1 pseudogene is annotated in these 1,757 nt (G+C 30.3%); it reads left to right on the forward strand.

What is annotated here, in order from left to right:
- Positions 1-1,555 (forward strand): annotated as a pseudogene (locus A5870_RS07085) (NACHT domain-containing protein); the annotation flags it as partial.
- Positions 1,556-1,757 lie beyond the last annotated feature (202 nt).

A 1,757-nucleotide genomic window follows, 5' to 3' on the forward strand; every position in this document is an offset into this window, starting at 1 on the left:
TCTTTTACGTGATTACGCAAGATTAATAATTGAAAGATATTTATATGAGTATTCTAGTGAATCAGCAAAATGGGATTTATCAAAAGTATTCCCACCTTATAACTCTCATGAAATTCCAAAAGTAAAAATAGAAAAATATGATTTTGGTGGTAAATCTGGGTTTAACAGAATTGCAGTATCTATGCAACCAAATGGAATAGATGGACCAGGAATGTATGGTGATTTTGGAAGATATGTATTTGAATCTGCATTGTATAACTTTGTAGATGTTGATTTGGAGAATGTTTATCATTATTCAATGAAATTCATAAGAGAAAAATTAAAATATACAGACGAACTGTTTGGTGATTATGATACAAATCTTCATCATCCGCTTATCAGAGGGAACAGCGATCAATATGAGAGAATAGGAAAAAAATATCAATGGATAGCTATGTATAACATACTTGCTAGGATTTCAGATACTCATAAAATTGAAGGTGACTCAGAAAGAGAAGACTATATTTATAAAGGTGCCTATGATCCATTTGTAAGGGACTTTGACCCAACTTTAAATGATAAATTAATTATAGCAAATGATATCCCAAAATTTATCTTAGGTGATAATTTAGATATTACTTTCAGTAAAGATTTGGGAAAAGATAGGATATTAATTATTGAATGGCTAGAGGAAGACATTCAATATTTTTCTAGACATTCGGATAAACTCACATACACTGATACCACAGGTGAAGAGTGGATTCTTTTAAAGCAATATGATGAAAAGAAAAAAAGTGAAAGAATTTTTTTTGATTCTTCAGATCCAGATCAAAGAGTATGGTCTATGTCACACTCCTATTTTGTTAAGGATACTCAATTTGACGATTTTAAAGAAGAACTGAAAGACAAAAATTTTATGGGGAGATGGTTTCCAGAAGCACGGTCAACGTATACCCTTTATAACGGAGAATATCCATGGTCTTATAGTTGCGAAGAACTAAATATGGATCAATGGTATTCTTATGAAGCAAAGTCAGGGGAGACATATAATGTTGAACATGCTGGAAAGTTACCTATTTTTTTCGATGATTTAGATGATGATGAAAAAAATGCTCCTCCCTTCTTTGCTTTGGAGGAAAATACATGGGTGGAAACGATATACAAAACTAAAAAGATAGGTGAGATGATTCCAACTTATGTTGAATTAACTTGGGAAGAAGAGTATGATTTTTCAAATCAGGAAAGGCACGAACAATTCTTTTTTCCAACAAAAATTTTATATAATGGTTTAAAATTGCACCAGAAAGATAATCATGGGTACTACTATAATGCAAATGATGAATTAATTGCGTTTGATGGTAGATTGTCTGAACTGAGTAGTGGTTTATTAATAAAGAAAAAAAGATTAGTACAATACCTGAAAGAAAATAAATTGAAAATATTTTGGACTTGTTTGGGAGAGAAACAGTATATGTTCGGATCTAGGGATCAATCTCGGAGTGAATGGAGCGGATTCTTGTATCTGGATGAAAATAAAATTATAGGGGAAATGAAGCATATAAAAACTAATAATTAGATTTTGAAAATTATATTTTTTGATAAAAATGTGTTTCTGTGTAATTTATGATATAAGACTTCAGTATCTACATTTATATTTAATTTAGTTTTATAAAAATAAAAAGAACGTCAGTCCGAATCTCAAAAAGATCACATGCATATATAACAAATCAAAGAGTATTGCCAGAAACGATAGTACTCTTTGTCGTAAACATGTATTC

The organism is Enterococcus sp. 2G9_DIV0600 (genome assembly GCF_002140615.1).
Taxonomy (GTDB): Bacteria; Bacillota; Bacilli; order Lactobacillales; family Enterococcaceae; genus Enterococcus_D; species Enterococcus_D innesii.